Origin of the sequence: Streptomyces roseochromogenus subsp. oscitans DS 12.976 (assembly GCF_000497445.1) — a bacterium.
Classification (GTDB): domain Bacteria; phylum Actinomycetota; class Actinomycetes; order Streptomycetales; family Streptomycetaceae; genus Streptomyces; species Streptomyces oscitans.
In genome coordinates this window covers 1,989,579-1,993,858 of the sequence record NZ_CM002285.1, presented here as the reverse complement: position 1 = coordinate 1,993,858, position 4,280 = coordinate 1,989,579, and the positions used below count along the sequence as shown (strand labels likewise).

5 protein-coding genes and 1 pseudogene are annotated in these 4,280 nt (G+C 74.1%); 3 read left to right on the top strand and 3 right to left on the bottom strand.

The genetic code is table 11. The features are described 5' to 3' along the window. Positions 1-181 (top strand): annotated as a pseudogene (locus tag M878_RS93935) (DNA-3-methyladenine glycosylase 2 family protein); the annotation flags it as partial. Next, positions 178-687 carry a methylated-DNA--[protein]-cysteine S-methyltransferase gene (locus M878_RS58655; protein ID WP_023545829.1) on the top strand — a complete coding sequence of 170 codons (510 nt, stop codon included), beginning with the start codon at positions 178-180 and terminating at the stop codon, positions 685-687. The pseudogene M878_RS93935 and the gene M878_RS58655, both read left to right, overlap by 4 nt. Here the strand turns inward: M878_RS58655 and M878_RS58650 are convergent. Beyond that, a complete protein-coding gene (locus tag M878_RS58650; RefSeq protein ID WP_023545828.1) occupies positions 684-1,139 on the bottom strand; it encodes a hypothetical protein in 456 nt (151 codons plus the stop codon). The genes M878_RS58655 and M878_RS58650 overlap by 4 nt on opposite strands. A gap of 391 nt (positions 1,140-1,530) precedes the next feature. Between M878_RS58650 and M878_RS58645 the strand changes: the two genes are divergently transcribed. Continuing rightward, positions 1,531-2,829 (top strand): SGNH/GDSL hydrolase family protein, encoded by a 1,299-nt coding sequence (locus M878_RS58645; RefSeq protein WP_078630592.1) that lies wholly within the window; start codon positions 1,531-1,533, stop codon positions 2,827-2,829. A gap of 4 nt (positions 2,830-2,833) precedes the next feature. Here the strand turns inward: M878_RS58645 and M878_RS58640 are convergent, their stop codons facing one another. Both M878_RS58640 and M878_RS58635 read right to left on the bottom strand, forming a co-directional pair. Next, complete coding sequence (locus tag M878_RS58640; RefSeq protein WP_023545826.1) at positions 2,834-3,316, bottom strand: DUF456 domain-containing protein; 483 nt, start codon at positions 3,314-3,316, stop codon at positions 2,834-2,836. A gap of 127 nt (positions 3,317-3,443) precedes the next feature. After that, on the bottom strand, positions 3,444-4,280 hold an 837-nt coding region (locus M878_RS58635; protein WP_078630230.1), incomplete at its 5' end, for a helix-turn-helix domain-containing protein.

Below are 4,280 nucleotides of genomic sequence, written 5' to 3'. Positions count from 1 at the left end.
CGCGCAGGAAGCCCTGCTCGCCCTGCCCGGCATGGACCCGGCCACCGTCGCCGCCGTACGCGTGCGCGGCCTCGGCGATCCGGACGTCGCCCCGCCCGGCGCGGAGGTGCCCGACGACTGGCGGCCCTGGCGCTCGTACGCCGTCCGGCATCTGCGCGTGGCAGGGGAGTGGAACCGATGACGACCATGTACTGGACCCAACTGGACGCCCCCGTCGGCCGGTTGCTGCTCACCGCCGACGCGGACGGGGCGCTCACCTCGCTGTCCGTGCCCGGGCAGAAGGGCGGGCGGACCGTGGAGAGTCTGCAGGACGGGTGGCGGCACGAACGCGGGCCGTTCCGCGCCGCCGCGCAGCAGCTGGCCGCCTACTTCGCCGGTGAACTCAGGGAATTCCAGCTCCCGTTGAGCCCTCATGGCACCGAGTTCCGGCAGCGGGTGTGGGCGGCGCTGGACGAGGTGCCGTACGGTGCCACCGTGACGTACGGACAGATCGCCGCGCGGATCGGCGCATCCCGTGCGGCGGTTCGCGCCGTGGGCGGTGCGATCGGCGCCAACCCCCTGCTGATCGTGCGTCCTTGCCATCGGGTCATCGGCGCGGACGGCTCGATGACCGGGTATGCGGGCGGAGTTGAGCGGAAGGTGTGGCTGCTGACCCTGGAGGGCGCGCTCGCCGCCGAGCCGGTCTAGAGGGTGTGCAGGACGCGGTCCCGGAAGATCCGGTCCAGGTGGTACATGAGGACGGCGCCGGCCGACCAGGACGCTGGTGCCGAGCCCCGCGGACATGGGCAGCAGTCCGGCCGCCTCGGCGGAGGCGTCCCCCCCGGCCGCAGCAGCCCGGCGTCCGTCGTCTGTCTCGGCAGGCCGCTCACGGTGGCTTCGGCGGCGTCCGGGTCCTTGATGAACGGCTGGGCGGCGAGGGCTTCGTCGGTCACGGAGAGGACGGCGTACGAGGCGTGGAGGTGGTGGAAGACGCGGCTCTCCTCGTCGACCGGCAGGGCCGCCGTCAGCAGCGCCTCGATCACCGCACGCGGCCCGGGACCCGCACCGGCCGCGCTGACCCGGGCGGACACCCGCTCCCCGAACTTCCCGGCCGGCTGGCGCAGTCCGAAGAGGAGCGGCTTCTGCGCCTCCTGGTCCACCCGGACCGCCAGGTGGAACGCGTTCCCCGGCTGATCCCCGGGCGCCCGGCCGAGATCATCTCCCGCACCGGCACGGACCGCGGATCGACCACGCGGAGCGGACCAACCCCCTGATGCTCGACTTCAGGAATTCCGCCGAGCGCGGCCTGCCGATGCTGCGCTGAGCGCTCCGCCGCGACCCTCCTTGGCCGACGCCGGCGACGAGGCGATCCGGCTCTGCGGGCCCAAGTCGCGGGAGCCCAGGGGGCCGTGGGGCCGGGCCGCCGTGGCACCGGACAGCCCTGTTCCCGGTTGCGCCGAGCGGGTGGACCACGAGCGAAGGTGCGGTGGCTCGGCCCGGACCTGTGGCACGGTCTGCTCCGACGAGCCATGGGGAAGGGCGGGTGTGGAGATGGCCGAGGTCAGACGGGCCCTCGCGGTGCTGCTGCTGGCGTTGGTGCCGGGCACGACCACGCAGACGGTCGCGGAGCCGGCGCCGTTGGCGTGGACCGGCAGCTGGGAGACCGCGCCGTCGGGCACCGCCTCCGCACTGCCCGGTGCCGCCGTCCGCAACGTCGTCCATCTCAGCGTCGGCGGCACGGCCGTGCGCATCCGGCTCAGCAACCGTTTCGGTACCGCGCCCCTCAGGCTCGGCGCGGTCACCGTCGCGCGGCGCGCATCCGGTCCGAACGCCGTGACCGGCAGCCTGCACACCGCCACCTTCCGGGGCGCCGCGTCCGTCACCATCCCGGCCGGCCAGGACACGGTCAGCGACCCGGTGCCGCTCTCCGTCCCGGCCGCCGCCGACCTCCTCGTCACCGTGTACACCCCCGGCGACGACGGCCCCGCGACCTTCCACCAGACCGCCCTGCAGACCAGCTATGTCGCCCCGGCCGGGGCGGGCCGGGCCGCCGACGTGGGCGGCGGCGCCTACACCGGCACCATCAGCCGCTGGTACTACGTCACCGGCGTCGACGTCCTGGGCGACGCCACGGGCAGCATCGTCGCGTTCGGCGACTCCCTCACCGACGGAAACGGCTCCACCCCCGACACCAACCACCGCTGGCCCGACCGGCTCGCCGAACAGGTCCGTGCGGCCCGGCTCGGCGTCCTCAACGCCGGAATCTCCGGAAACCGTCTGCTGCACGACGGCGCGGGACCGAACGCCCTCGCCCGCCTGGACGCCGACGCCCTGGACCGCGCCGGGGTCAGGGTCCTGGTCGTCCTGGAGGGCATCAACGACATCAAGGGCACGCCGACCGCCGCCGACGTCACCGCCTACGCCGACGCCTACCGCACCCTCGTCGCCCGCGCCCACGCCCGGGGCATCCGCGTGATCGGCGTCACCCTCACCCCGTACCAGGGCTTCTCCGCCTACACGGACGCCCGCGAGACGGTACGGCAGCAGGTGAACGCGTTCATCCGGACCGGCGGCGCCTTCGACGCGGTCGCCGACGCCGACGCCGCCCTGCGCGACCCGACCGACCCGGCCCGCATCCTGCCCGCCTACGACCCCGGCGACCACCTGCATTTCAATGACACGGGCATGGCAAAACTGGCGGACGCGGTGCGCCGGACACTCGCGGTGATGGCGAGACTTGCGGCGACGGAGGGTGAGGGCGCGACGTGGATCCGCGGGGTGTCGGCAGGTGAGGGCGCGACGAGGGGCGAGGGAGTGACGGCGGGTGAGGGCGTGTTGGTCGACTGGTGACGGCTCAGCCCCAGAGCACCGCTCCCAGCCAGGCCCCCGCGATCAGCAGGCAGGCGAACAGTTCCGTCAGCACGCTGGAGCCGCCCGAGCGCATCGCGGTACGCAGGGCGGCCATCGCCTCGCCGTGCCGGCCGAGGCGCAGCCGCTCGTGCAGATAGATCCCGGCCATGAACCCCGGCACTGCGCCGACCACGGGCAACAGCACGAAGCCGAGGAACGCCCCCACGCCCGCGTACACCCCCATCTCCGGTGTGGCGCCGCTCTGCCGCAGCCGGCGCGGCGGCAGCGCGGCACGCACTGCCAGCGACAGCAGCAGGACCCCGGTGGCGCCCACCAGCACGGCCCAGGCCAGCGGCTGCGGATCCGTCAGCGCCCACCACAGCACCGCGGCCCACACCAGCCACGACCCCGGCACCCCGGGCACCAGCACTCCGCACAGGCCGAGCACGACGACCACGCCGACCAGCAGGAGCTCCCAGACTCCCATCTGCCCAGGGTGCCGGAGAAGCCATGGAACGGCAGGCCCATGACGAGTCGGATCAGCAGGGGCGCGGCCGCGAGCGTGTGCGTGGCCATGGGTGGTTATGTGGGTGGCTATGGGTGGCTGTCGTTGGCTATGAGCGGGTGACCCAGCCCCGCTCGTACGCGTGCCAGCCCAGCTGCAGCCGGGTCGTCACCCCGGCCAGTTCCATCAGGCGCCGTACCCGGCGTTGCACGGTTCTGAGGCCCAGATCGAGTTGCTTGGCCACGCTGGCGTCGGTCAGCCCGGCCAGCAGCAGCGACAGCACCTCCAGATCGGTGGCGTCCGGGCCGTCCGGCTGTTCCTCGGCCACCCCCGCCGCGCGCAGCCGCAACGGCAGCGCCTCCCGCCACACCGACTCGAACAACCCGGCCAGCAGCTCCAGCAGCCCGCTGGCATGCACCACCAGCGCGGCCGGGTCCGCCGTGCGCGAGGTCAGCGGCACCATCGCCAGCGCACGGTCGGCGATCACCAGCTTCGTCGGCACCCGGTCCACCGCCCGCACCTGTTCGTCACGGGCGAGCGCCGCCGACAACTCGGTGAGTCCGTGCGGCAGGTCCAGCACCGCGCGCTCCACCACCACCCGGTAACGCACCCCGCGCCCGGCCGCCTGTTCCTCCGCCTCGTTCTCGATGCCGGACACGACCACCGGATTGCCGGTCACCAGCGCGCACACCTCCTCGGCTGCCCCCAGCTGCAGCTGCAGAAAACGCTGGGCGACCGCCGAGGCACCGGTCACCACCTCCACCAGGTCGTGCACCGCCGGCTCGGCCGCGGCCGCCCGGTACTCCTCCGCGAGCAGCGCCGCCGTCAGCTCCGCCTTCTCCAGCTCGTGCCGCTGCTGGGTGAGCAGCGCGCCCAGCGCCACCCCTGGCGGCGCCGCCACCCGAGCCGGCCCGGCCGGGCCGGGGACTGGGGCGGCGAGCCCGTG